Annotated in this window: 21 protein-coding genes; 5 read left to right on the top strand and 16 right to left on the bottom strand. The window is 54.0% G+C overall.

The window, feature by feature from the left end:
* Positions 1 to 1,053 (top strand): ABC transporter ATP-binding protein, encoded by a 1,053-nt coding sequence (locus TH25_RS17375; protein WP_114089574.1) that lies wholly within the window; start codon positions 1 to 3, stop codon positions 1,051 to 1,053.
* A gap of 260 nt (positions 1,054 to 1,313) precedes the next feature.
* Here TH25_RS17375 and TH25_RS17370 read toward each other — a convergent pair whose 3' ends face one another.
* From TH25_RS17370 to TH25_RS17345, 6 genes are all read right to left on the bottom strand, one after another.
* Positions 1,314 to 2,375 carry an ornithine cyclodeaminase gene (locus TH25_RS17370; protein ID WP_114089573.1) on the bottom strand — a complete coding sequence of 354 codons (1,062 nt, stop codon included), beginning with the start codon at positions 2,373 to 2,375 and terminating at the stop codon, positions 1,314 to 1,316.
* Between the two features lie 72 nt (positions 2,376 to 2,447).
* The gene (locus tag TH25_RS17365) at positions 2,448 to 4,142 is read right to left on the bottom strand and encodes a M20/M25/M40 family metallo-hydrolase (protein ID WP_114089572.1); all 1,695 of its coding nucleotides are present in this window, start codon (positions 4,140 to 4,142) and stop codon (positions 2,448 to 2,450) included.
* Positions 4,143 to 4,157: 15 nt separating this feature from the next.
* The gene (locus TH25_RS17360) at positions 4,158 to 4,922 is read right to left on the bottom strand and encodes an amino acid ABC transporter ATP-binding protein (RefSeq protein ID WP_114089571.1); all 765 of its coding nucleotides are present in this window, start codon (positions 4,920 to 4,922) and stop codon (positions 4,158 to 4,160) included.
* Positions 4,919 to 5,575: an amino acid ABC transporter permease gene (locus TH25_RS17355; protein ID WP_114089570.1), complete on the bottom strand. Its 657-nt coding sequence runs from the start codon at positions 5,573 to 5,575 to the stop codon at positions 4,919 to 4,921. Before TH25_RS17355 ends, TH25_RS17360 begins: the two co-directional genes overlap by 4 nt.
* Positions 5,572 to 6,234 (bottom strand): amino acid ABC transporter permease, encoded by a 663-nt coding sequence (locus TH25_RS17350; RefSeq protein WP_114089569.1) that lies wholly within the window; start codon positions 6,232 to 6,234, stop codon positions 5,572 to 5,574. Before TH25_RS17350 ends, TH25_RS17355 begins: the two co-directional genes overlap by 4 nt.
* A gap of 192 nt (positions 6,235 to 6,426) precedes the next feature.
* Positions 6,427 to 7,200, bottom strand: coding sequence for a transporter substrate-binding domain-containing protein (locus TH25_RS17345; RefSeq protein WP_114089583.1), 774 nt, complete (start codon positions 7,198 to 7,200; stop codon positions 6,427 to 6,429).
* A 251-nt stretch (positions 7,201 to 7,451) separates the two neighbouring features.
* Here TH25_RS17345 and TH25_RS17340 point away from each other — a divergent pair, with 251 nt between their 5' ends.
* Positions 7,452 to 7,865, top strand: a complete 414-nt coding sequence (locus TH25_RS17340; RefSeq protein ID WP_114089568.1) for an Lrp/AsnC family transcriptional regulator — start codon at positions 7,452 to 7,454, stop codon at positions 7,863 to 7,865.
* 390 nt (positions 7,866 to 8,255) lie between these two features.
* A complete protein-coding gene (locus tag TH25_RS17335; protein ID WP_147253040.1) occupies positions 8,256 to 9,875 on the top strand; it encodes a hypothetical protein in 1,620 nt (539 codons plus the stop codon).
* A 460-nt stretch (positions 9,876 to 10,335) separates the two neighbouring features.
* Here TH25_RS17335 and TH25_RS17330 read toward each other — a convergent pair whose 3' ends face one another.
* The 10 genes from TH25_RS17330 to TH25_RS17285 are packed head-to-tail and all read right to left on the bottom strand — an operon-like array spanning position 10,336 to position 20,405.
* A complete protein-coding gene (locus tag TH25_RS17330; protein WP_114089566.1) occupies positions 10,336 to 10,734 on the bottom strand; it encodes a RidA family protein in 399 nt (132 codons plus the stop codon).
* A complete protein-coding gene (locus TH25_RS17325; protein ID WP_114089565.1) occupies positions 10,724 to 11,200 on the bottom strand; it encodes an acyl-CoA thioesterase in 477 nt (158 codons plus the stop codon). The genes TH25_RS17330 and TH25_RS17325 overlap by 11 nt, the downstream gene beginning before the upstream one ends.
* Complete coding sequence (kynA, locus tag TH25_RS17320) at positions 11,200 to 12,045, bottom strand: tryptophan 2,3-dioxygenase (RefSeq protein ID WP_114089564.1); 846 nt, start codon at positions 12,043 to 12,045, stop codon at positions 11,200 to 11,202. Before kynA ends, TH25_RS17325 begins: the two co-directional genes overlap by 1 nt.
* Positions 12,042 to 13,235, bottom strand: coding sequence for a kynureninase (gene kynU / locus TH25_RS17315; RefSeq protein ID WP_114089563.1), 1,194 nt, complete (start codon positions 13,233 to 13,235; stop codon positions 12,042 to 12,044). Before kynU ends, kynA begins: the two co-directional genes overlap by 4 nt.
* The gene (locus TH25_RS17310) at positions 13,232 to 14,857 is read right to left on the bottom strand and encodes an AMP-binding protein (RefSeq protein WP_114089562.1); all 1,626 of its coding nucleotides are present in this window, start codon (positions 14,855 to 14,857) and stop codon (positions 13,232 to 13,234) included. The genes kynU and TH25_RS17310 overlap by 4 nt, the downstream gene beginning before the upstream one ends.
* Positions 14,858 to 14,872: 15 nt before the next feature.
* Positions 14,873 to 16,033, bottom strand: a complete 1,161-nt coding sequence (locus tag TH25_RS17305) for an acyl-CoA dehydrogenase family protein (protein WP_309471289.1) — start codon at positions 16,031 to 16,033, stop codon at positions 14,873 to 14,875.
* Positions 16,033 to 16,845 carry an enoyl-CoA hydratase family protein gene (locus TH25_RS17300; RefSeq protein WP_258549202.1) on the bottom strand — a complete coding sequence of 271 codons (813 nt, stop codon included), beginning with the start codon at positions 16,843 to 16,845 and terminating at the stop codon, positions 16,033 to 16,035. Before TH25_RS17300 ends, TH25_RS17305 begins: the two co-directional genes overlap by 1 nt.
* Positions 16,838 to 17,347, bottom strand: a complete 510-nt coding sequence (locus TH25_RS17295; protein WP_258549201.1) for a MarR family winged helix-turn-helix transcriptional regulator — start codon at positions 17,345 to 17,347, stop codon at positions 16,838 to 16,840. The genes TH25_RS17300 and TH25_RS17295 overlap by 8 nt, the downstream gene beginning before the upstream one ends.
* Positions 17,344 to 18,108, bottom strand: a complete 765-nt coding sequence (locus TH25_RS17290) for an SDR family NAD(P)-dependent oxidoreductase (protein WP_220151444.1) — start codon at positions 18,106 to 18,108, stop codon at positions 17,344 to 17,346. The genes TH25_RS17295 and TH25_RS17290 overlap by 4 nt, the downstream gene beginning before the upstream one ends.
* Complete coding sequence (locus tag TH25_RS17285) at positions 18,108 to 20,405, bottom strand: bifunctional salicylyl-CoA 5-hydroxylase/oxidoreductase (protein WP_114089559.1); 2,298 nt, start codon at positions 20,403 to 20,405, stop codon at positions 18,108 to 18,110. The genes TH25_RS17290 and TH25_RS17285 overlap by 1 nt, the downstream gene beginning before the upstream one ends.
* A gap of 224 nt (positions 20,406 to 20,629) precedes the next feature.
* On the opposite strand from TH25_RS17285, the gene TH25_RS17280 reads away from it, so the two are divergent.
* A complete protein-coding gene (locus TH25_RS17280; protein WP_114089558.1) occupies positions 20,630 to 21,478 on the top strand; it encodes an alpha/beta hydrolase in 849 nt (282 codons plus the stop codon).
* Position 21,479: 1 nt separating this feature from the next.
* Positions 21,480 to 23,456, top strand: a complete 1,977-nt coding sequence (locus tag TH25_RS17275) for a 3-hydroxyacyl-CoA dehydrogenase NAD-binding domain-containing protein (RefSeq protein ID WP_114089557.1) — start codon at positions 21,480 to 21,482, stop codon at positions 23,454 to 23,456.
* The last annotated feature ends 508 nt before the right edge of the window (positions 23,457 to 23,964 follow it).

Raw genomic sequence — 23,964 nt, 5'->3', positions numbered from 1 at the left:
ATGGGTCAGATCGAACTTCGCAATGTGCGCAAATCCTTTCGTGATGTCGAGGTGATCAAGGGCATTGACCTGACCATCGATGAAGGTGATTTGATGATTTTTGTCGGGCCGTCGGGCTGTGGAAAATCCACCCTGCTGCGTCTGATTGCCGGGCTGGTTGAGGCCAGCGACGGGCAAATCCTGATTGATGGTATCGATGTCACCGGCAAGCCCCCGGCGGAACGCGAGCTTTCAATGGTGTTTCAGTCCTATGCGCTGTATCCGCACAAAACCGTGCGCGAAAATGTCGGCTTTGCCCTCGAAGTCGCGCATATGGACAAGGCCTCGATCAAGGCCAGGGTCGATGAAGCCGCAAGCACCCTGCAACTTGACCAGTTGCTGGACCGAAAACCCAAGGAACTTTCGGGCGGGCAGCGCCAGCGCGTTGCCATTGGCCGCGCCATTGTCCGCGAACCCAAGGCCTTTTTGTTCGACGAACCGCTTTCCAACCTTGATGCCGGGCTGCGCGTTGAAATGCGCCTGGAAATTGCCCGCCTGCATAAAAAGCTGGCCGCCACCATGATCTATGTGACCCATGATCAGGTGGAGGCCATGACGCTAGCCAGCAAAATTGTGGTGTTGCAGGCAGGCCGGATCGAACAGGTCGGCACCCCGCTGGAACTTTACCGCACGCCGGCCAATCTGTTTGTCGCGCAGTTCATCGGCTCGCCGAAAATGAATGTCGCGGACTGCACGGGCGAAGGTGAAACCATCTCCTTCGCCAGCGGCGGCAGCTTTGCCACCGGGCGCAATGCGCAAACAGCCACGCGCTTTGGCATCCGTCCCGAACATATCACCCTGACCGACCCGGCCAATGGCACCCTGACCGGCCAGATCGAGGTGATGGAACATCTGGGCTCTGACAGCTTTGCCTATATCCAGGTCGAAAATATCGGCCTGTTTACCGTGCGCATTGTCGGCCATTCCGACCTGGAGAGCGGCGCAACTGTCGGCCTCACCTTCGATGCTGAAAATCTGCATCTGTTTGACCCGGATGGGAAGGCGTTAAGGTAAGACAGATATATATTTATACCAGGGTCAGGACGCATTCATTTTCCGCCCACCTTTTTGGGGTTAAAGTGCTTTGATCTGATCCACGAGGAGCATTTCATAAGCGGCCTGTTTTGAGTTTCCCATTCTCAGGTAAGGTGCATCAGCGACACCGCGCCCTGTATATCGCACCGCGAAAACCGAAGGCTTGCCTGTTTGTACTGGGAACAACATCTGCCTCAGGGATCGGCGACGCAAATGGTGCAATCGCCGATCCGTTAAGGCTAAATCTCTAGAAGCGTCGCCTCACGACGAAGTAGCATGCCATACAGATCACGCGGATCGTCCGGGTCCGCCAGCAAGTCAAGATTGACATACAGACCTGTTTCTTCAAGCTTGCTGCGCACATAGCGCAACGCGGAGAAATCCTCGATAGCAAAACCAACGCTATCGAATAGTGTAATGGCCTGATCCGATTCACGGCCTTCACTCTTGCCAGCAATAATTTCCCAGAGTTCTTTTACCGGATGGTCCGCAGCGAGCTGCTGTATTTCGCCCTCGATACGGGTTTGCGGCGGATACTCGACGAAGATGTCCGAGCGCAGCAAAATATCCTTGTGCAACTCGGTCTTGCCAGGGCAGTCGCCGCCGACTGCATTGATATGCAGGCCAGGCCCGACCATGTTGTCAGACAGGATCGTGGCATACTGCTTGTCTGCGGTGACTGTCGTGATGATGTCGGCACCTTCGACTGCCGCATGAGAAGAACTGCAGGTCTTAACAGTGAAGCCTTTACCGGACAGGTTCCTGGCACAACGCTCGGTCGCGCTTGGATCAATGTCGTACAGATGTAGAGACGTCACACCAAGTAGTGCCTTGAAGGCAAGCGCCTGAAATTCGCTCTGCGCCCCGTTGCCGATGATCGCCATGGTCTTCGAATTGGGACGGGCAAGATATTTCGCAGCAACCGCCGACATCGCAGCCGTGCGCAGCGCAGTCAGGATAGTCATTTCAGAAAGCAGCATCGGATAGCCATTGCCAACATCCGACAGCACCCCGAAGGCAGTAACAGTCTGGCGGCCTTCCCTCGTGTTTTTCGGATGACCATTAACGTATTTAAAGCCGTACAATGTTCCGTCGCTGGTCGGCATCAGTTCGATCACGCCTTCCCGGGAATGCGACGCCACGCGCGGGGTTTTGTCGAACTGTGCCCAGCGCCGAAAATCCTCTTCGATAAACATCGCGAGCTCGGTAAGAAAGGTTTCGGTTCCGACCTTTAGTACCAGCCTCATCATGTGGTCCACGCTGACAAAAGGTACGATGTTCAGATTGGAATGAGCAGTCATGATATTCAATCCTTTTGGTTTACCCTTGCGCCAATGAGGCATGTAAAGCGGTTCTTCACATGCCTCTCCGCGTCATTTTCCCTGGCTGTTATCAGCGAGGAATGTTTTGGCAATTTCAGAGACGAGACCCGGAAGTACTCCGAACGCGTAAGGTTCATGCACACGCTCGAACTTCTGGTGAAACTCGCGGCCCCAGGGGCCAAGATTAACGACCGGGAAGTGCTCTGCATTGTGCGGCGGTTGATCAATCAGCCGCGAAATCGGCGTGTTTTCCGAAACAACCTGGCTGTTACTTGCAACTAAACCAAGGAAGCTCATGTCGGAGATGCCCTGAAAATGAGGTTTCCAGACCAGACTGCGCTCGGGCTCGTTGCCAAGACCTGCGCGCGCGCTCTCAATCGCCTGATGCAGGGCGCGATCATTGGGTTCGTTAAGCCGCAGATGACTGGGAGGATAGTGGAGCCCGGCAAATCCGATAACGATTGCCGGGCCGGACAGACGAGCGACCTCGACCAACCACTCCGTCAATTGCCGTGTAAGCGCAAGCGGATTATCGATATGGGAAAGCTCTGCCTCCCGTTGGGCATAAAGCGCGTCAAAGCCTTCTCCACAAACCTTTGCCGCCAGCGCGCGCAGTTCTTGAAACGTCAAAAGACGTGGCTTTCCCGGAGTAGCACCCGCACGTCCACCGATCAGTCTGCCATATTCAACAGACTGGGAACTGAAACGATCCACGGCTTCCGCTGCTCCGGATCGTACTTCCTCCCTGAAACGGGCGAAAAGCTCGTCGGCTGTCATGGCATGGTACAGCCAGTTAAAAGCAATCCAGAATCGTTCCGGCGTGGTCACTTCGTAACCATCGCGAAGGTCCTTGGCTTCCAGGCAAATCGGCGGTGGCGAAATATCATTGTCATCACGATCTGCCAGTTCTGCATTACCTTCCAGACGCGCCAGAATCCCTGCGGCCATCGCCTGCGCACTGACGCCTTCAAATGGATAGCTGGCATGCGAGCTGCAACCAATCACCAGCGCGAAGGGCAGAAGTTTACCAATGGTACCTGCATAGACAGCGCGGCCTTCGCTACCATCGCCTTGATCGGACGTCACGTCCAGATTGAGACCCGCCGCAATCTCGATATCGAATGCTGACGTAATGCCAGGCAACGCATCTCGCAGCGATCGCATGCCACGGCTTTCACGTTCTTCGTCCGGCGTGGCAACAAGCATCAAATTGCCCTGTCGATCAGGGTTGGAGGCAAACTCCTCCAGACAAGCGATCGCAACAGCGATACCACTTTTCATGTCAAGCAAGCCGCGACCAGGCAAGAAGTCACCACCAAGCAAATCCTGCAACGCCCGCTCCTCCTGCTCGGAGCGATCGTCACGCTCCGACAGACTTTCGATCAATGCATCCTTTAATTCAAGACTGGTGCATGCCAGTGACTTGAGTTCGTGGTAATTGTCCGTTGAGACCGTATCAAAATGCCCCGCCATCACAAGCGTGCGCTTGCCTGTGCCGCGAACGAGGGCAACGACATTGCGGGTAAGCGGGTCGCCGTGGCTGTCGACAAGAGACAGGTCTTCGGGGTGCTCGCGGAAGTAGGGAAGCTCGCTCAGAAGTCCGTATAACTGATCAGCAAACTTCGCTTCGCCCGAGGTGCCGGTTTCACTTGGCCATGACGTAAGGCGCAGCGCAAAGTCCCGAACTCGTTCCCTATCGATCCGGGTTCCGGTTGACGGAACCGTCTTTTGTTGTGCTTTTGGCATCCTTTTCTCCGTAATTTAATTCGACAGGTGTTTGCGAAGGAAGACGCGCGTACGCTCCTCGATCGGGTTGGACAGGATCTGACGGGGATCGCCCTGCTCGACGACAACGCCACCATCCATAAACAGAACATGATCGGAAACTTCAGCGGCGAACCGCATCTCATGTGTTACAATCAGCATGGTCATGTGTTCGCTGACGAGCTGCTTCATCACCTGATTGACTTCCTCGACAAGCTCGGGGTCGAGAGCTGACGTCGCCTCATCGAACAACATGACTTTGGGCTGCATGGCGAGAGCGCGGGCAATCGCGACACGCTGTTTTTGCCCCCCTGAAAGTCGGGCGGGGTAGGCCTGGCCCTTATCTGCCAACCCGACTTTCGCAAGGAGTGCGTTGGCACGGTCGCGCGCGGCAGTCTTCGTCAACCCCTTAAGGCGCATGGGCCCGATCATGATGTTTTGCAGGACTGTAAGGTGGGGAAACAGATTAAACTGCTGGAACACCATGCCCATTTCCTGGCGGATATGGTTGATGTGTTTCTCAAACACACGACCTTTCAAAGGCCGGTTGACTTGCTGGCCATCGAGCCAAATCTCGCCGCTCGACGTTTCTTCCAACATATTGATCGACCTGAGCAGGGTACTCTTCCCGGAGCCGCTGGGGCCAATAATAGAAACGATTTTGCCACGGGGGACGACGAGGTCTATGCCCTTTAGCACTTCGTGGCTGCCATAGGATTTGCGGATCTGGCGCAATTCGATCATGGGCTTTTGCTGGTTCATCGGATTTCTTCCGTTTTGCGGCCGGCAATGCTCAGCATGAATTCCATCGCTAAATTGACGACGTAATAGAGAAGAGCCGCAGTGAAATAGAATTCAAAGGGGCGATAGGTCTCGCTGATGGCACGTTGTGCGTCCAGGACAAGTTCGGAGATACCGAGAACTGACAGAACGGCGGTGTCTTTCAGGAGGATGATGCTGTTATTGCCAACTTGTGGTAACGCGGTAAGAACAGCTTGCGGTATGATGAAGTAACGCCGGGTAGCGCCACGGCTGAAGCCCAGGGATCTCGCCGCTTCCATCTGCCCGGGATCAACAGCCTTTAGGGACGCTTGGAAAATATCTGCGTTATATGCAGCATAGTGAAGACCAAGTCCAATCACCCCGGTCCAGAAAGCCGGCAGCATGATACCCACCTGCGACAGCCCGTAATAGAGCAGGTAGAGCTGCAACAGCAGCGGTGTCCCCATGAACAGAAAGATAATACCGCGCATCGGCAGGCTTGCAATTCTTGACCCGTATAACGTTGTCGTCGCAATCACAATGCCCAGCAGAATGCTGATGGATCCAGCCAGAACGGTGATGAAAATAGTCCAGAGCAGACCGGTTAACAGAAGTTGTGAATAGGACCATACCACGCTGAAATCGAAGCTCATGCTGCGGCCTTCCTGTGGGCGTCAAACAGGTGTTCCAAACCGCGCACGGTGAGGAGAATGGCTCCGACGATAACGATGTAGGCCGCTCCGGCGACGGCAAAGACTTCAAAGGGCTTGTAAGTAGAAGTGACGAACCGTTGTGCCGAGTAGGTCAGTTCCACAACGCCGATTGTTGAAACAAGAGCGGTGCTTTTTGCTAAAATAACAGTGTTGACACCCAGAGAGCGGATCATCAGTGCCGCCGCCTGCGGGAAGATGAAGAGCCGCATGGTATCAAAGCGACCGAAACCAAGCGAACGTGATGCTTCCGTCTGTCCCTTATCCACAGCAATGATGGAGCCCTTAATGCCCTCTGACATATAGGCGCCGATATTGAGCCCCATTGTCAGGACGCCAGCCGAAAACGGCTTCAGATCCAGACCAAACTGCGGACCGCCAAAGAAAATGATAAAAAGCTGCACCAAAAGGGGGGTGCCACGCATAATACTAACGTAAGCCGTTGCAACCCAGCGTATCGGCTTGACTGAGGAAAAGCGCCCCATGGCGACGATCATGGCAACGAACAGCCCGATGACCAAAGAATAAACTGTCAGGCTGACTGTCAATAAGGACGCTTCTGCCATAAAGGGCAAGATTTGCCCCATAAGTTGGAAATCCATTCTGGACTCTCCAGAGTATGCTCATGAGTGATGTGCCGCTTTATCCAGGCGGCAGGAAACGGCACCTTACGGTGAGAAGTCCTGAAAACTGTGAGGTTCGACGCCTACGGGCGCCTGACATTCGTCAGGCCGACCCCTCCGTCAAGCTTTCAAAGAAGGAAGTGGGCCGGGTTGACCTCCCGGCCACAAATCTTAGCGGATGTCGTAACCAATCCACTTTTTCGATATGCTTTCGTAGGTGCCGTCAGCCATCATATCATCCAGCGCCTTCTGCATGGCGGCGGCGAGTTCGGGGTTGTTCTTGCGGATAGCAATACCAACGTCATAGCGCGGCAGCGTGTCGTCCTTGATCTGCTCGACCGGCGCATTGCTCTTGGCCATCGCCACGAACACCGGAATATCATCTGCGACGATCGCATCGATGCGGCCGGCAGTAAGATCGAGAAGCATTTCGGGAAGGCCCTTGTAAGTTCGGATGTTGAACTTGTTCTGATCACGCGCCCATTTCTCGGCAGCTTCGCCCAGCGTGACGCCAACTGTCTTGCCCTTCAAGGCACCAACAGTCGTGATGCCAGAACCTTTGTGCACAAAAACGGCAAGCCCGGAACGATAATAGGGACCAACGAAATCTACAGCTTTTTTGCGCTCTTCAGTGATGCTCATGGAACCAATAACGGTGTCATAACGACCGGTAATGAGGCCGGCGATAATGCCGTCCCATGCGGTCGTCACAATGACCGGCGTGGTCTTTAGACGACGCGCGATTTCGGAGCCGATATCGACATCGAAGCCGACCACCTGGTTGTTTTCGTCAACGAAACTGAACGGTGGAAACGCACCAGACATAGCAATAGACAATTTGCCGGCATTCTGGATCTTTTGCAGGTCATCCGCTTGGGCAGAGGTGAACGGCAAGCAAATCGCGGCAGCCATCACAACAGCAGAAAAAACTTGTTTTAATTTCATGTATTTCATCTCCCAGTGCGACCCGTCACAGCGGATCGTCGCGTGATTTACGACGCCAGTTCAAAAGACATGGACTGATCGAAAGAATGCGAAGCCGGGCTAATTTGTATTGTCCCGATTTTTTCCTCTGGCTCTGCATCAACAGAAGAGAAGCGTAGAATGTTTACAAAGAACAAAAAAGAACACAAAGTGCTTGAAATTCACAATATCTGACGAAATAGTAATAAAAATGACGAAATAGGAAGTGATCGATGGATGACCTTGACAGGCGGATGATTGCGGAACTGCGCATCAATGGGAGAGCTTCGGTACCGCAACTTGCGCAGCTTCTGGGAGTTGCCCGGGCAACAGCTCAAAAGAGACTGGACCGGCTTATCGCGGAAGAGCACATCAAAGGGTTCACAGTCCGTCTGAAGGATGACATCAACAAGGATCTGATCAGAGCATTTATCCTGATCACATTGAAAGGCTCCCCGCGGCCAGCAGTGTCGGTCATCAAGCGCCTGCCTGGCGTCGTCGCCGTTTCCAACACCAACGGCGTTTGGGATATCATCACCGAGATCGAGGTTTCCACCATGTTGGAATTGAACGAGCTTATCTCAACTGTTCGGGCGACAGATGGCGTCTCGGCGAGCGAGACCTTTATCATGCTGGGACCTGCATGAGTTGGCTCAGCACCCTTTAAACCGGCCCGTCTTTAATGGGAGCTTTACGTGCTAGTGATCTGCTCCCAGCAAGAGCAGGCCCGGAAACATGGTTAACTTTGCTTGCGGTTTACCGTCAGAAGGGTCGATTGATTTGTTTTGTGACAAGGTACCATCCAATTTCATGGATCTTGCGCAACTGCTGGCAAAAACCCTCGAAAAAAATCATACATCTCAAGCCGGAATATAATTGCTGAGTCTAATAGCCCCTTACCTTTTACTGGCGCTTATTGGACGGCCTTCGACAAGTTGGCAGCACACCGCGTCAATTATCAAAATTTGAACTATTTTATTTACATATGATCAAAATCTGAAATCATACACCCTTGGGTTGATGTGGTCCGGGGGGATATGATGAAAAAGTCACGGGTTTTACGCAGTTGTGCCTTGGCAACAACGCTGATTTTCACATCCGGCTGTGCGATGGTATCCAATGTGGACAGTCCGATTTCCAAGAATATGAAGATTGGTGCCAACAAGACATTGTGGGAACGTGATTTATGCGGGGTCAGGACCAGCAACGGCAAGAAGGCCGAAGACATCTCGCTGACCGACCTTTATCCGCAGCAGGGTTGTGTCGCCTTTGCCAGTGCGCTGATAAGCTGGAAACGCTATCGCGATGCGGCTGATGACATCACCACGGACCAAAACCTGGTCAATATCGGCATTCTCGGCCTTGCTGCGGGCACAATCTGGGCCGCGGTTAGCGAAGGCCCGGATGACCTGATTGCCGGCCTTGGCCTTGGCACGGCTGTGCTTTATGCGGGTTCAAGCATCCTTGCCCCCGAACAAAAACGCGAAATCTATCGTGCAGGCGCAAGAGCAACCGCCTGCGTCATGCGCCGCGCCAACAGCATACTGACGGATCCCGTCATAACAGGGAACTATCAGCACAGATTGAATGAACTGACCGAACGATATCTTACCCTGCGACAGAAAGCCGCATCCTTGACGGGAGCAGACAAGATAACAGTGGACAACCAGCTTGTCCTGATCGGAACAAAGATCAGCCAAGATCAACAGGCCATTGATACCCATAACCTGAAAGGCAGCCGTGTCGCCGTTGAAATCAGTCAGCTTTTAATCGAAATTGACGACAAGATGCGCGAGCTTCTTGACCAGACACTGCCCAACCCCGCAACCATTTTCGAGACCGTACAACGCAGCACAACGGGTTATCTGACACAGGCAAACGCAACTGCGGCATTGCCTTCAGCCAAGAACATGTCCTTCCCGCTCGAAGAAGTCACTCAATTAACGAACCCACAAAAAAAGGGCAATACTCCACAAACCAAGGAACAACTAATAAAAGAGATAACCATACTTGCTGAGGATCTCGAGACTTTTCACCTGAAATTACAGGCAACCCTTCAGGTACCTTATGAGTTTGATTTTGCCGGTTGCAACGATCTGGGGATCGCCACAACACTGGTGCTGACCGAAAGCGAAATCTCGCTACAAGCCGGTCAAAGTGCAACCGTTGGCATCATTGGCGGTAAACGCCCCATCCGGGCTGCCATGACCCGCAAACCGGCGGGACTGACCCTGGAGCGTGATTTTAATCAGGATGGCGACACCGAATATACCATTCAGTGGAACGGAACCGGCAACCAGTATGGCAGTTATCCGGTGCGCTTTATTGATGATAACGGCGCCAGCAATATCGTCACGCTTGAGCTGTCACCCGGTCTTGTATTGGCAGAGACAGCACTTACACCCGACAGCAATAACACCATTACCCTGAGCATAAAAAATGGAACTGCGCCTTTTCGCATCTTTTATCAGGGCGGCGAAACAGCGCCGGATTTAAAAACAAATGCCAACACCAGCTATGCTTATGGTGAGCCGATTGCGAACCAGCCAATCACGTTGACTATGCCTGATAACGGCATGACAGCAGACACAACCGGAACGTTTATGATTGTCGATAAAACCGGGAAATCGGCCAGCTTTCGCATTACGGCACCGTAAAAAGCAGAAGCCTCTTTCCAATGATCGGCGCAGTTTTCCCCCTTGGACCCGGTCAGAAAACAAATAGCAGGCAGCGCCGGATTTTTCGGCACTGCCTGTTTCTTTTTAATTCATACCGCATTCGCAACAACACGTTTATCCCGCCAGTTCTGGACGAATGACAACCTGAAAAAACGTCATCTCGTTACGAAACAGAAATATACAGCCCCGGCAACAACTACAATTGAAGTTACGGGTATTCTCAAAATACCTTCAGCGCATCATATACACCAAATAGAATTACCTAAAGAACTCAATTATGACTTTTACGCAAAATAACCCGCATATAATCCAAAATAAGATATATCAAAATATCTTAAAAAGATATTCCCAGACCACATTCACATCCTGAACAGCAATCCAGGCGGGACAACATCATCCACGTAAACAGCACCGGCAAACCAATATAATGCCGTGCCGCCTAATCCGGCAGCACGGCTGTCGCCTCGATCTCGACCAGGGCCTCGTCCTCAACCAGAGCGCGCACTACCACCATTGTCATGGCCGGAAAATGCTTGCCCAATACGCGCCGGTAGGCGTCGCCCACTTCACGCTGATGGTTCAGATATTCCTGCTTTTCGGTCACATACCAGGTCAGGCGGCAAATATGTTCGGCCTGTCCACCGGCGGCGGTAACGACAGCCATAATATTGCGCAGGGCCTGCTCCATCTGGCCGACAAAATCGCTGGCTTCAAAAACCTGTTTTTCGTTCCAGCCAATTTGCCCGCCAATATAAAGCGTCCTGCCCCTTGCCAACACGCCATTGGCATATCCCTTGGGCGGGGCCCAGCCTTCGGGCTGCACGATTTTATGTATCATGATGATCCTGTATTGTTATTTTGCTTTCCAATTTGGCCCGTAAATCTTCGGGCCACGGGGCGGAACCGGTAACGCCCTTTTGGGTAAAAACCAGTGTCAATGTCACCGTCAAACGGCTTTGCCCGGCTGGGTCAGCCCGCCCGTTCACATCAATGCGCAAATCAAGACTGCTGCGCCCAACACGCTCAACGAACAGGGAAAACACCAAAATGTCGCCAAGGCGGCTGGGCTGTTTGAAATCAACCGTAAGCGAAACCGTCGGCACGGCTGCCTGCATCGGGCCATGCAATTGGGCAAAACCGAAACCAAGCCCGGTTTCAAACCATTCCTCGACCGTGGCATTGACCATCTCGAAATAGCGCGGATAAAAAACGATACCTGCCGGGTCACAATGGGCAAACCCCACCTTGTGACGGCATATAAAGGCAGGTTGTGCCACGCCGCATGTATCGTCATCACCCTGCATTATAGGATCGTCCTGACACGCCATAATTCAGGAAACAGCTCAACCTCGAGCATGCGTTTCAGATACGAAACGCCACCTGTGCCCCCCGTCCCGCGCTTAAAGCCAATCACGCGCTCCACCGTCGTCACATGGTTAAAGCGCCAGCGGCGGAAATAATCCTCGAAATCCACCAGCTTTTCCGCCAGCTCATACAGTGTCCAATGGTCCTGCGGGTTTTGGTAAACGGTTTGCCAGGCCGCAATCACGTCCTCATTTGGCGCATAAGGCTCCGATACATCACGCTTCAAGACGGCTTCGGGTACCGTGACGCCATTGCGATCCAGCAAATTCAGGGCTTCGTCATACAGGCTGGGTTTTGCCAGTTCGCCTTCCAGGATCGACAGAATATCGGTCCGGTGGGCATGGGGCTTTAACATCGCCTTGTTACGATTGCCCAGCATGAATTCGATCATGCGATATTGCCAGGACTGAAAACCGGATGACGGGCCCAGCGCATCGCGAAAGGTGGTATAATCGCTGGGCGTCATGGTGCGCAAAACATCCCAGGCATTATTCAACTGTTCAAATATCCGCGACACCCGGGCCAGCATTTTAAAGGCAGGCTGCAATTGCCCCTCGCGCATCACCGTGCGGGCGGCATCAATCTCGCGAATGGCAAGTTTCATCCATAGCTCGGATGTCTGATGCTGAATGATAAACAGCATCTCGTCATGGGCGTCACTTTTGGGGTGCTGTGCCGTTAAAATGGCATCAAGCGACAGATAATCCCCATAGGACATCTTGCCGGAAAATTCGGTTTCCGCCCCTTCGACAGAGGGATCGTAGGGTTTGTTGCTCTGGGTCATGTCACTGCCTGACGTTTCTTGTATTCCGCTGCATCCCACAGACGGTTTTTCATAATATCGGCCAGAATTTCGATACCCGCCGCAACATCCTGTTCATCAAGATAAAGCGGGGTAAAACCAAAACGAATAACATCGGGCGCCCGAAAATCGCCAATCACGCCATGCGCAATCAAAGCCTGCATCACGGCATAACCTTCCTCAAACCGGAAGGACACCTGGGACCCCCGGCATTCGGCATTTCGCGGACTAACCAGTTCCAGCATCGGGCAGGTTGCCTCCACCCCGGCAATGAACTGTTCACACAGGACAATGGATTTTTGCCGGATATCGGCCATGTCCACCCCGTCCCAGGCATCAAGGGCACTATCAAGGATCGCAAGCTGAATAACAGGCGGGGTGCCAACCCGCATCCGCTCAATCCCCGGTGCCGGGCGGTAATCCGGGTCAAAGGCAAACGGGGCCTGATGCCCCATCCAGCCGGACAATGCCGGTCGCACCTGATCGGCCAGATCCGGGCGGACATAGATAAAGGCCGGAGCGCCGGGGCCACCGTTGAAATATTTATAGGTACAACCCACGGCAAATTCGGCATTGCAACCCGCCAGATCAACCGGCACGGCACCAGCCGAATGCGCCAGATCCCAAATAACGACAATACCCAGATCATGCGCCTTGCGGGTAATGGCCGCCATGTCGTGCATGCGCCCGGTACGATAATCCACCTGGGTCAGCATCAAAACCGCTATCTCGTCAGAAAGCGTGGCTTCGACATCTTCCGGATGAACAGTTTTAAGGACATGACCCTGTTTCAAACTGTCAATCAGGCCCTGCGCCATATAAAGGTCGGTCGGGAAATTGCCGTTGTCCGAAAGAACAACCTTGCGACCGGGATTAAGCTCCAGTGCACTTGCCAGCGCCTGATACACCTTGATCGACAGGGTATCGCCCATCACAACGCTTCCGGCAGGTGCGCCAATCAGGCGGGCAATACGGCTGCCGACCCGGCCGGGCAGGTCCATCCAATTTGCATCATTCCAGCCGCGAATAAGCATTTCGCCCCACTGGTCCTCAATGGTTTGACGGCTGCGTTCAATTGCGGCTTTGGGCATTGGCCCCAAAGAATTGCCATCCAGATAGATAACATTTCCGGGTATGTGAAAAAGTGCCTTGGTGGCAGCAAAGTCCGTCATGCTGCGGGCTCCTGTTTTAGTCTGAAACGTTGAATTTTGCCGGTTGCCGTTTTCGGCAGGGCATCGGTAAACACGATGGATCGCGGATATTTATAAGGGGCAATCGTTGCCTTCACATGGTCCTGCAACAGCTTTGCCATTTCCGGCGATGGATTTGCCCCCTCGACCAAAACCACATGCGCCTGGACAATTTGCCCGCGTTCGATATCGGCGGCGGAAACAACCGCGCATTCGGCAACATCGGGATGGGCAAGCAAGGCCGCCTCGACCTCCGGCCCGGCAATGTTATAGCCCGCCGAAATGATCATATCGTCGCTCCGCGCGGCAAAATGGAAATAGCCGTCTTCGTCGCAATAAAAGGAATCTCCGGTCAAATTCCAGCCCTCCCGGACATAGCCTGCCTGCCGGTCATCGGCCAGGTAACGGCATCCTGTTGGCCCGCGCACGGCCAAACGCCCCACCGTGCCGGGCGGCACATCCTTCATGTCCTCATCAACAATGCGGGCCTGAAAGCCGGTTACGGGCTTGCCCGTACAGGCCGGGTGGCTATCGCCAAAACGGTTGGAAATGAAAATATGCAGCATCTCGGTCGCACCAATACCGTCCAGCATCGGTTTGCCGGTTTTTTCCATCCAGGCCTTGTAAACCGGGGCGGGCAGGGTTTCCCCCGCCGAAACCGCCGCGCGCAGCGATGACAAATCCGCCCCGTCATCCATCGCGGCCAGCATGGCGCGATAGGCCGTGGGCGCAGTAAAACAGATGGTTGCCTTATAGGTTTCGATGATTTCGATCATATTGGGCGGTGATGCCTTTTCCAGAAGCGTCGCCGTGGCCCCAAAGCGCAAGGGAAATATCGCTAGCCCGCCCAAACCAAAGGTAAAGGCCAAAGGCGGCGAGCCAACAAAAACATCATCCGGCGTTACCGCCAAAACTTCCTTGGCATAGGCATCGGCAATGATCAGCAAATCACGGTGAAAGTGCATGGTCGCCTTGGGTGCACCGGTGGTACCCGATGTAAAACCCAACAGGGCAACATCATCCCGCCCGGTTTGCACCGCACTGAATTTTACCGATTTGGTCAGGGCAATGCGGTCCAGTTCCGCGTCATGGTTGGCCGTGCCGTCGAACCCGATCACTTTTTTTAAAAACCGGCTGTCCTTGGCACAGGCAACCATTTCATCCATCAACCTTGTATCACACAAGGCAAAGGCGATTTCGGCCTTATCGACAATTTTGCCAAGTTCGCCCGCGCGCAACATTGGCATGGTATTGACCACCACGGCGCCAATCTTCGTCGCCGCCAGCCAACAGGCCACCATTGCCGGATTATTGGCCGAGCGGATCAAAACCCGGTTGCCCGGCATAACACCGTAATCTTCGGCCAGAGCATGGGCGATACGGTTGGTCCAGTCCGACAGTTCCTTATAGGTGCGCTGGCGGCCATTGCCGATCAGGGCGGTATGATCGCCAAAACCGCGTTCAACCATCCTGTCCGTCAGTTCCACACCAACATTGATGTATTCCGGGTAATCAAACCCGTCGAGCAGAAATTCCGGCCAGGAATCAGCCGGTGGCAAATTGTCGCGGGTAAAAGTATCGGTATGTGCGGTTGGTCCCAGCATGATGAAGCCCCTGAATTATGTATGTGCCAGCGTTTGCCGTGCGATAATTATTCGTTGGACGTCTGATGCTCCTTCATAGATGCGAAGGGCACGGATCTCCCGATACAGGCGTTCAATGATGTGCCCTGATCGCACACCGTCGCCCCCGTGAATTTGCACCGCCTTATCAATGACGGATTGTGCATGATCAGTCGAAAAAAGCTTTGCCATCGCCGCCTCGCGGCTTACCCGTGCCGCGCCGCTATCCTTCAGCCAGGCCGCGCGATAGACCAGAAGCGCACTGCTATCGACGTCCAGCGCCATATCGGCGACATGCCCCTGCACCATTTGCAAATCAAACAGGGGGGCACCAAACAAATGCCGGTTCTGCACACGATGGATGGTTTCATCCAGCGCACGCCGGGCAAAACCAAGCGCCGCCGCCGCAACGGTTGACCGGAAAACATCAAGCACCGACATGGCAATTTTAAAGCCCTGCCCGCCCTCGCCAATGCGATTGGCCGCCGGAATACGGCACCCCGCAAAGCGCAACCGGGCCAGAGGATGCGGGGCAATGGTTTCCAGCCGTTCGGCAATTTCAAGGCCCGGTGCATCGCCCGGCACAATAAAGGCCGACAGGCCCTTGGCCCCCGGCCCTTCGCCAGTACGGGCAAAAACCACATATAGCCCGGCAATACCCCCATTCGAGATCCAGGTTTTTTCACCATCAAGGACGTAATCATCGCCATCGCGCGTCGCCGACAACGTAATATTCGCCACATCGGAGCCCGATTGCGGTTCGGTCAAAGCAAAGGCCGATAAAACCCTGCCCCCGCGCACCAGCGGCAGCCATTCATCCTTTTGCGCCGGGGTGCCAAACAGCGAAATTGCCCCACTGCCCAGCCCCTGCATGGCAAAGGCAAAGTCGGCCAGCCCGTCATGGCGCGCCAGTGTTTCGCGAATGATACACAGGCTGCGCACATCCAATGTCGATGCCGCGTTTTTGGGGTCAATCGTGGCATAATCCAGCCAACCGCCAGCGGCCAGCCGCGATACCAAATTCCGGCAGGTATCATCGGTATTGGCATGGTCCAATCCGGTGAGTTCCCGAGCCGCCCAAGTATCCAGATCACAGGCAAGTTTGCGGTGATGATCGCTAAAAAACGGCCAGTCCTGCCACGAGGTATCGCCCATCATCAACCCCCTTTGAAAACCGGTTTTTCACGGGCGACAAAGGCCTCATAGGCACGTTTGAAATCAGCGGTCTGCATACAAATGGCCTGCGCCTGGGCTTCGGCCTCGATCGCCTGTTCGATGCCCATATTCCATTCCTGTGCCAGCATGGTTTTGGTCATCATATGGGCGAAATTCGGCCCCTGGGCGATGCGCTGCGCCATTGATATGGCTTCGTCCTCCAGCGTTTCGGCATCAATCAGGCGGTTATAAAACCCCCATTTTTCGCCTTCATCCGCACTCATGGAACGGCCGGTATAAAGCAGTTCGGCTGCCCGGCCCTGGCCGATAATGCGGGGCAAAATGGCGCATGCCCCCATGTCACAGCCCGCAAGGCCGACACGGGTAAACAAAAAGGCGGTTTTGGCATCCGGGCTGGCAAGGCGAATATCCGATGCCATCGCAATAATCGCCCCGGCACCGACACAAATGCCCTCCACTGCCGCAATCACCGGCTTGCCACATGCCACCATTGATTTCACCAGATCGCCGGTTAACCGGGTGAAGGCCAACAACCCCTTCATGTCGCGATCAATAAGCGGGCCGATAATGTCATGCACATCGCCACCCGAACAAAAATTGCCCCCGTTCGAGGCAAAAACAACCGCCTTCACATCGTCGCATTCAGGCAAGGCGCGAAACATATCGCGCAATTCGGCATAACTCTCGAATGTCAGGGGGTTTTTGCGGTCTGGCCGGTCCAGCGACACCACCGCCACATCCCCTTCCATCCGCCATTTGAAATGATGCGGGGTAAACTGTTTCATATCAGTCATGGGAAGCATCCTTTCGGCTTTGCACCCGGCGCAAAATCGCAATCAGGTCGCTGGCATCTTCGGTTGTCATGCCGTCAAACAGGTCACTGACCCAGCCTTCATGCACCAGGGCACGGCGGGCAAAATCATCCCGTCCTTCGGGCGTCAGTTTTACCATCAGGGCGCGGCGATCATTTTCCACGGCAATGCGCGTGATCATGCCTTCATTGACCAGGCGTTCGACAATGCCGGTCACATTGCCATTCGATACCATCAGCGATTTTGAAAGTTCGCTCATACGCAGGCCATCTTTGGCGCGGTAAAGGGCGGCCATCACGTCAAACCGGGGCAGGGTTGAATCATATTCAACCCGCATTTTTTCGCGCAATTCGCCTTCAACCTGCCGGGCCACCCGCAATATTTGCAACCAGGCCCGCAACCGCGCCTTGGAAAGGTCGCTGGTTTCACCCGCATGATCTTTTTGCGCCGGGTCGCGGCGGGGATGTGGATCATCCATTTTCATATTTCCCCTCCTGAAACCGAAATAGCCTGGCCGGTGATGGACCCGGCATGTTCCGAACATAACCACAATACCGTCGCGGCAATTTCCCGTGGCGTAATAAAGCGATTTTGCGGGTTGATCTTTGCCAGGCTGGCACGGGCGGCATCCTCGCTCATGCCGGTTTTTTGCGCGATATTGGCAATGGATTGTGCCAGCATCGGCGTATCGGTAAAACCGGGGCAAATGGCATTCACGGTTATGGCACTGCTGGCAAATTCAGCCGCCAATGCCCGGACAAGGCCCACCACCCCATGCTTTGCCGCGCAATAGGGCGCAACATAGCCATAGCCCTTAAGCCCCGCGGTCGAGGCAATGGCAATCAGCCGGGCCGGTTTTGCCACATCCATCACGCGCAAGGCCTGCTGGAAGGTATGGAATGTCCCGGTCAAATTGACATCCATGTTTTTTTGCCAGACATCAAGCGTCGTGCGGTCAAACGGCGCGCTTTCGGCCATGCCCGCATTGGCAATCACAAGGTCGGGCGCACCGGCCTGTTTCACCACTGTTTGTATCAGGCCTTCGACCGATGCCTGATCGGTGACATCAACCGCAACCGGAAAAACAAGCGCGCTTTCTGCGGCAACCTTTTCAAGCTGCGCCATCCTGCGACCGGCGATAAAAACAGTTACCCCCGCTGCCGCCAGAGTTCGGGCCAGTTCGGCACCAACGCCGCTGCCACCACCGGTAACGATGGCTGTTTGAATGGCAAGATCTCCCGCCATCATACTTTCCCCGTCATCTGGTCGGTCCGTTCTGCCAGCCGCCACATCTGATCGCGCCCGGCAAGGTAAGGCAGCGGCCAACCCTCGCTGCGATTGCCAAGCTGGGCTGCGGCGTGAAGTGTCCAATACGGGTCTGCCAAATGTGGCCGTGCGAGGCAAACCAGGTCGGCCCGCCCTGCCATGAGGATGGAATTGGCATGGTCCGGTTCGTAAATATTACCCACCGCCATCGTGGCAATTTTGGCTTCATTGCGAATACGGTCGGAAAACGGGGTCTGGAACATTCGGCCATAAACCGGTCGTGCATCCTTTGTGGTCTGCCCGGCCGATACGTCACAAATATCCACACCATTTTCCTTAAGGATTCTGGCAATTTCCACCGCATCTTCGGGTGTAATACCGGCATCCCCCACCCAGTCATTGGCGGAAATACGTACCGAAAGCGGCTTTTCGTTCGGCCATACATCGCGTACCGCCAAAATCACTTCCAGCGGATAGCGCATGCGGTTTTCAAGGCTGCCGCCATAGTCGTCATCGCGGTGATTTGTTACCGGGGTGATAAAAGATGACAGCAAATAACCATGTGCGGCATGAATTTCGATCATGTCAAACCCGGCGCGATCCGCCATTTGGGCTGCGGCAACAAACTGATCGCGCACCATATCCATATCCGCGCGCGTCATGGCCTTTGGCGTCTGGTTATTCGCCGACCATGCCACGTCCGATGCAGCCATAATCGGCCAGTTGCCATCCTTTAACGGGGCATCCATTTCCTCCCACCCCACCTGGGTGGACCCTTTGGCACCGGAATGGCCGATCTGGGCGCAAATTTTGGCATCACTTTCGTTATGCACAAATCCAACAATGCGCGTCCAGGCGGCTTCATGCTCAGGCGCATACAGGCCTGGGCAGCCCGGCGTAATCCGCCCTTCGGGTGAAACACAGGTCATTTCGGTATAAACAAGGCCCGCGCCGCCCTTGGCCCGTTCACCATAATGGACCAAATGCCAGTCGGTCGGGCAGCCATCAATGGCCTTATATTGCGCCATCGGCGACACAACGATGCGGTTTTTCACCGTCATGTCGCGCAATTTGAATGGCACAAACATCGGATGCAGGGCGGTATCATTGGCGGGGGCCACACCGGCGCGACGCGCAAACCAGTTTTCGGCATCGCCCAGCCATTTCGGGTCACGCAGGCGCAAATTTTCATGGCTGATGCGCTGGGACCGGGTCAGCAGCGAATAGGTAAACTGCACCGGGTCCAGGTCAAAATACCGTTCAACTTCCTCGAACCATTCCATCGAGTTGCGCGCTGCCGATTGCAAACGAAGCACTTCAAGGCGGCGTTCATCTTCATATTTGGCGAAGGCAGCGGGAAGGCTGCTTTCACTATGCAAATATTCCGCCAGCGCAATGGCACTTTCCAGCGCCAGTTTGGTGCCCGAGCCAATGGAAAAATGCGCCGTTGCCGCCGCATCGCCCATCAGCACGATATTTTCATGCGACCAGCTTTTGCACAAAACACGCGGGAAATTAAGCCATGCCGACCCGCGAATATGGTTGGCATTCGACATCAGGGCATGGCCGCCCAGATGTTTGGCAAAAATTTCCTCGCAGGTGGCAATCGACTGTTCCTTGGTCATCTCGCCAAAACCATAGGCCGCCCAGGTTTCCTCGGAACATTCAACGATGAAGGTCGCCGTCTCCTCATCAAACTGATAGGCATGCGCCCAGACCCAGCCTTTATCGGTTTCTTCAAAAATAAAGGTAAAGGCATCGTTGAATTTCTGGTGCGTGCCCAGCCAGACAAACTTGCATTTGCGGGTATCGATATCAGGCTGGAAATGGTCGGCATATTCACTGCGCGCCCGGGAATTAAGGCCATCACAGGCAACCACCAGATCATAATCCGATTTCAGGTCCGATGCGGCGGCAATCTCGGTTGCAAACTGCAAATCAACGCCAACTTCGCGCGCGCGTTCCTGCAACAAAATCAGGAGTTTCTTACGGCCAATGCCACAAAATCCGTGCCCGGTGGAAACGATTTTCTCGTCACGGAAATGAACGGCAACATCATCCCAATAGGAAAAATTGTCCCGAATGGCACTGGCACTTTTGGCATCATTCTCTGCCAGATTACCCAATGTTTCATCGGACAGAACCACGCCCCACCCGAAGGTATCATTGGGCCGGTTGCGCTCGAAAACCGTGATATCGTGCGAAGGATCACGCAGCTTCATGGAAATGGCAAAATAAAGCCCGGCGGGGCCACCCCCCAAACATGCAATTCTCACCTGATCCCTCCTTTATGAGGCCGTCATTATGGGATGAATGCAAAAACGGTACGCCTGCTTTGGATTTAGTTCAAGCATAAATATTTTATGTTTAAAATAATTGCGAATTTCGCTAGTCTGCTATCAACATCGCGTCGGATGACTGCGCGACAGATCAGTTGCATCCCTGCTGCAATCGGTCCATGTCTTTGTTGCTACGGCAAAAATCGAAAAGGAAACACGCCATGATCAGAGACTGGGACGATGCCTATGCCAATGGCAATTACATTGAAAATGCCACCAGCTATCCGCCCAAATGGGAAAAAGCGGCACAGGCCTTTCGCGATCAACTGGCAACAACCAATCGCGCAAGACTCGATATTGCCTATGGCACATTGACGCGTGAAAAATACGACCTGTTCCTGCCCGAAGGCACACCCAAAGGCCTGATGGTGTTTGTACATGGCGGCTATTGGCGGTCATTTGACAAATCCACCTGGTCACATTTTGCCAATGGGGCGGTCACACAGGGGTGGGCGGTGTGCATGCCAAGCTATACACTGGCCCCCAACGCCCGCCTTGCCACCATCACCAAACAAATTGCCACAGCCATTGACCATGCTGCGGGTGAAATTGACGGCCCCATTCATCTATCGGGTCATTCGGCAGGCGGACATTTGGCCGCGCGCATGATTTGCGACGGTAGTCCGCTATCCTCCCAAACCCTGGACCGTATCGGCCATGTCATGCCGATCAGCGGCTTGCATGACCTGCGCCCGCTGCGCCATACCGAAATGAACCAGGTTTTAAATATTGATGCCCCCGAGGCACAAAGTGAAAGCCCGGCCCTTCTGGCGCCGGCCCGCCCCGGGAACAAACCGGCGCGCGTAACCTGCTGGGTTGGTGCCGACGAACGACCGGAATTTGTCCGCCAAAGCGATCTTCTGGCGAATATCTGGACCGGTCTTGGGGCCAATACCCAATGCGTCCACGCACCGGACAGGCATCATTTTACCGTGATTGACGATTTGACTGATCCTGAATCCGACATGACCTGCTGCCTGCTTTCCGGAATCATCGAAGACGGAGACTGAAATGCCCGCCGTAACGCTGGAATTTGCCGATCATATTGCCATCATCGACATCAACAACCCGCCAATTAACGCCACCAGTCACGCGGTGCGTAGCGGTGTGATGGATGCCCTGGCACGTATCCGGCAAAATCCGGCGGTTACGGCCATTATCCTGTGTTGCACTGGCACAACCTTTATTGCCGGGGCGGATATTTCCGAATTTAACCAGCCCGCCCGTGCGCCGCTGTTGCCTGATGTTATTGCCGCACTGGAGGACATGCCGGTCCCGGTCGTTGCCGCCCTGCACGGCACCGTATTGGGCGGTGGACTGGAAGTGGCCCTTGGTTGTCACTATCGTATTGCGCATCCTGCAACCCGTCTTGGCTTTCCCGAGGTTAATCTGGGCCTGATCCCGGGGGCGGGCGGCACCGTTCGCACCCCGCGGCTAATTGGCGTGGAAAATGCCATTTCACTTATCAGCAATGGCAAGCCCGTCACGGCCTCTATCGCCCTTGACTGGGGCCTGATTGACCAGATCACAACCAGCGAGAGTGACCTGCGACAGACCACCATCGACTATGCCCGCAAGATGGCAACACAGCCCTGCCCGATTCCCCTTACAAAACGCACTATACCCGGCACGGAACAACCGGACTGGGATAAGCTGATTGCCAAAACAGAACAAAAGGCGCGCGGGGCGGTCGCTCCGGTTATCGCGATTAAAACCATGCGTGATAATCTTGCCCTACCCGCCGATCAGGCCCTGGCGAACGAACGCCAGCAATTTGTCTCCTTGCGCGAGGGGGAACAATCCCGGGCATTACGCCATATTTTCATGGCGGAAAAAAATGTTGCCAAACTACCGATGGTCAAGGGTATTACCCCCACCAACATCACGATAATTGGCATCGTGGGCGGTGGCCTGATGGGGGCAGGCATTGCCACGGCCTGCCTGCTTGCGGGCTATCAAACCATCATGATCGAACGCGATGATGCCGCCCTTGCCAAAGGCCGGGAAAATGTCACCAACCATCTGCAAGGCAGCCTGAAACGCGGCATCATTTCCCAGGATCGTTGCGACCAGCTATTATCGCAATTGCATGGCAATACCGATTACGCGGCACTGGCTCCGGCAGAATTGGTTATCGAAGCCGTGTTTGAAGATTTCGAGGTCAAAAAATCGGTCTTTGACGCCGTCGCAAGGATTATTGATTCAACCGCTATTATTGCCTCAAACACATCTTATCTGGATATCAATGCGCTGGCGCACAGCATCCCTAACCCGGAACGGGTGATTGGCCTGCATTTTTTCTCGCCAGCCCATATCATGAAACTGTTGGAAGTTGTCTGCACCGATGGGGCCAATCCGCACACACTGGCAACAGCATTGGCCTTTGCCCGCAAGCTTGGCAAAATTGCCGTTCCCACCGGCGTGTGCGACGGTTTTATTGGCAATCGCATCATGTCGGCCTATCGCAAGCAATGCGAATATATGATCGAGGATGGCGCCTATCCCGAACAGATCGACACCGCCATGACCGATTTTGGCTTTCCAATGGGTCTGTTTGCCATGCAGGATATGGCCGGGCTGGAAATTTCGTGGAAAACACGGCAACGCCAGGCCGCAACCCGCAACCCCAATGAACGTTATGTCGCCCTGGGCGATTACCTGTGCGAACAGGGCCGCCTTGGCCGTAAAACCGGGCGGGGATGGTTTCGCTATGACAATGCCCAATCGGCACCACAACCCGATCCTGACGTCAAACGCCTGATTGAACAGGAATCAGCCCGCAAAGGCATTGTCCGGCGCACCTTCAGCCAATCCGAGATCATAAAAACCATCATTGCAACCATGCAACGGGAAGGCGATAAAATCCTGAATGAAGGTATCGCCCATTCTGACGATGCCATTGATGTTGTCATGGTAAATGGCTATGGCTTCCCGCGCTGGCGTGGCGGACCGATGTTCATGAAAACGAACAGCCCGACGGGATCATAAACACGCCTTTGAACACCGGCGAACTCTTTATCACCTACAGGATGGTTCTAACCCTTGCTCCTGCATCGGGCGTGATTTTCCTTTGAATGCACGGTTTGCGCGCGATAAAAAACAATTAAAAATAAACCACGGATCAAAAGAATCTTTTTGTGATTTAATTCACTTAAAAACACCCTGCCAAGATGTGACCCAAAATCGCCCGCCCACCAAAGATTGTAATAATTTGTCAGAATTGAGATTTTGACAACGGCACAATTTTCGGAGATATATAATTAAATATACAATTTAAAGTCGAAAATTAATCAAATTAAATTTTGTCGTTTTCGTGTCAAATCAAGCCATTATTTCGCCGAATATGGAACAAAATATATAGCACGCCGTTTGATGAAATTAATTAAATTATAAAGACCGCACTCCGGAAAGTCCCCAGCCTGAACAGATAAACCGCCACCAACCCTGAAATCGCCGCCCAAAAAATGCCCTTACAAATATCAGAAAAAATATACGA

This window comes from Thalassospira profundimaris (genome assembly GCF_003326755.1).
In the GTDB taxonomy this organism is placed as follows: Bacteria; Pseudomonadota; Alphaproteobacteria; order Rhodospirillales; family Thalassospiraceae; genus Thalassospira; species Thalassospira profundimaris_B.
The sequence above is the reverse complement of the archived record's forward strand: the minus strand, read 5'-3'. Positions and strand labels throughout refer to the sequence as shown.

What these genes read in the sequence shown, in the direction of transcription:
- TH25_RS17375 (WP_114089574.1), top strand. Translation starts at nt 1, where the DNA reads ATGGGTCAGATCGAACTTCGCAATGTGCGCAAATCCTTTCGTGATGTC.
- TH25_RS17370 (WP_114089573.1), bottom strand. Translation starts at nt 2,375, where the DNA reads ATGACTGCTCATTCCAATCTGAACATCGTACCTTTTGTCAGCGTGGAC.
- TH25_RS17365 (WP_114089572.1), bottom strand. Translation starts at nt 4,142, where the DNA reads ATGCCAAAAGCACAACAAAAGACGGTTCCGTCAACCGGAACCCGGATC.
- TH25_RS17360 (WP_114089571.1), bottom strand. Translation starts at nt 4,922, where the DNA reads ATGAACCAGCAAAAGCCCATGATCGAATTGCGCCAGATCCGCAAATCC.
- TH25_RS17355 (WP_114089570.1), bottom strand. Translation starts at nt 5,575, where the DNA reads ATGAGCTTCGATTTCAGCGTGGTATGGTCCTATTCACAACTTCTGTTA.
- TH25_RS17350 (WP_114089569.1), bottom strand. Translation starts at nt 6,234, where the DNA reads ATGGATTTCCAACTTATGGGGCAAATCTTGCCCTTTATGGCAGAAGCG.
- TH25_RS17345 (WP_114089583.1), bottom strand. Translation starts at nt 7,200, where the DNA reads ATGAAATTAAAACAAGTTTTTTCTGCTGTTGTGATGGCTGCCGCGATT.
- TH25_RS17340 (WP_114089568.1), top strand. Translation starts at nt 7,452, where the DNA reads ATGGATGACCTTGACAGGCGGATGATTGCGGAACTGCGCATCAATGGG.
- TH25_RS17335 (WP_147253040.1), top strand. Translation starts at nt 8,256, where the DNA reads ATGATGAAAAAGTCACGGGTTTTACGCAGTTGTGCCTTGGCAACAACG.
- TH25_RS17330 (WP_114089566.1), bottom strand. Translation starts at nt 10,734, where the DNA reads ATGATACATAAAATCGTGCAGCCCGAAGGCTGGGCCCCGCCCAAGGGA.
- TH25_RS17325 (WP_114089565.1), bottom strand. Translation starts at nt 11,200, where the DNA reads ATGCAGGGTGATGACGATACATGCGGCGTGGCACAACCTGCCTTTATA.
- kynA (WP_114089564.1), bottom strand. Translation starts at nt 12,045, where the DNA reads ATGACCCAGAGCAACAAACCCTACGATCCCTCTGTCGAAGGGGCGGAA.
- kynU (WP_114089563.1), bottom strand. Translation starts at nt 13,235, where the DNA reads ATGACGGACTTTGCTGCCACCAAGGCACTTTTTCACATACCCGGAAAT.
- TH25_RS17310 (WP_114089562.1), bottom strand. Translation starts at nt 14,857, where the DNA reads ATGCTGGGACCAACCGCACATACCGATACTTTTACCCGCGACAATTTG.
- TH25_RS17305 (WP_309471289.1), bottom strand. Translation starts at nt 16,033, where the DNA reads ATGATGGGCGATACCTCGTGGCAGGACTGGCCGTTTTTTAGCGATCAT.
- TH25_RS17300 (WP_258549202.1), bottom strand. Translation starts at nt 16,845, where the DNA reads ATGACTGATATGAAACAGTTTACCCCGCATCATTTCAAATGGCGGATG.
- TH25_RS17295 (WP_258549201.1), bottom strand. Translation starts at nt 17,347, where the DNA reads ATGAAAATGGATGATCCACATCCCCGCCGCGACCCGGCGCAAAAAGAT.
- TH25_RS17290 (WP_220151444.1), bottom strand. Translation starts at nt 18,108, where the DNA reads ATGGCGGGAGATCTTGCCATTCAAACAGCCATCGTTACCGGTGGTGGC.
- TH25_RS17280 (WP_114089558.1), top strand. Translation starts at nt 20,630, where the DNA reads ATGATCAGAGACTGGGACGATGCCTATGCCAATGGCAATTACATTGAA.
- TH25_RS17275 (WP_114089557.1), top strand. Translation starts at nt 21,480, where the DNA reads ATGCCCGCCGTAACGCTGGAATTTGCCGATCATATTGCCATCATCGAC.